Raw genomic sequence first — 1,159 nt, forward strand, 5'->3', positions numbered from 1 at the left:
TGCTCCCGCCCCCGCGTGTCATCCATCCGCAGCTTGTTGTTCGCCGGGGTACGCAGCACGTTGCGTTTGTAGTTACGCAAGGTCACATGATCGACATGCTGGCTATCGTGCAACGCGTGCGCGATGTAGGGCCGGTCTGGGTCGCCTTGTTCAAAGGCGATGGCCACTTCGGTGCCGGGAATCAACGGCAGGTGCAGGCCGTGGGTATCTCCGGCGTAGGGGCGGGCCAGGCGTAGCCATAGGCTTTCTTCGCCGGGTTTCCAGGTGTCGCGGTCGAACAGGAAGTTGACCTTGTAGCGCCCTTCGAGGTCGATGTGGCCGTAGGGGTCGTTGGCCTGTGGGCTGGTGACGCGGGCCGGGACGGTGCCGGCGATTTGGGGTTTGGGCTGCAGTGCGGGGCGAAAGCACACGGTGTCTGAATAGGGTATGGCCTGGAAGGTCGCGACCAAGCTGCTGTCGCGGGCGGCGGTGGTGGTCAGGCCGGTGATCACCGCGCCCGGTGTGAAGGCTTGGGGCGCGCCGCCGGAGATGTGCAGCACCTGCCCCGGCGCCAACGTGGCGCTGCTGGTGATGCCGCAGAGTTGGGTCTGGGCGTTGAGGTAACGCTCGTGGCGCAGGCGTGCGTAGAAGTAGCCGCTTTCACTGAGCAGGTCTTCGTCCTGATCCAGCCGGTCGCCGAGGGTCGTGTAGGGCTCGGCGTAGTGGTAGGCCTCGCCGTAGGTGCCGCTGGCGCCGCGGCTCTGGTCGATCTCGCCGCTCAGGTGGGCGCCGGCGTCGCGGGGGTGGTAGGCGCGGATATGCACCTGTTGTTCGACCACCTGGTGGTTCGATTGCAGGTGCCACACCGCGTCCTGCCCGCTGCTGCCCAACCCGGATTGCGGGCGATACGGCAGCGCGATGTCGAACTGGTAGAGGCGCTGATCGTCGCAGAACTCGACCACATCGATACCCAGGCGTTCGTCGCTGGTGAAGCGGTACCAGATGCCGACGTCGGCGAGCAGACGGTCGATGAAGGCCAGGTCGCTCTCGCCGTATTGCATGACCTGCTCGCGCCTGGGGTAGTCGCGTTTCAGGCTGAACAGAAAGTCCTGGCCTTCAAAGTCGTGGCGGCTGCGCAGGATGCTTTCGACGATCTGCGGCACGGATTGATGCTGGTAGA

The 1,159-nt window shown here is 65.1% G+C and carries 1 protein-coding gene; it reads right to left on the reverse strand.

What is annotated here, in order from left to right; all coding sequences use genetic code 11:
* Positions 1 to 1,159, reverse strand: a 1,159-nt coding sequence (locus tag TU80_RS31065) for a type VI secretion system Vgr family protein (RefSeq protein WP_156422928.1), incomplete at both ends; no start/stop codon positions are given.

It is taken from the genome of Pseudomonas veronii (assembly GCF_001439695.1).
Taxonomy (GTDB): Bacteria; Pseudomonadota; Gammaproteobacteria; order Pseudomonadales; family Pseudomonadaceae; genus Aquipseudomonas; species Aquipseudomonas veronii.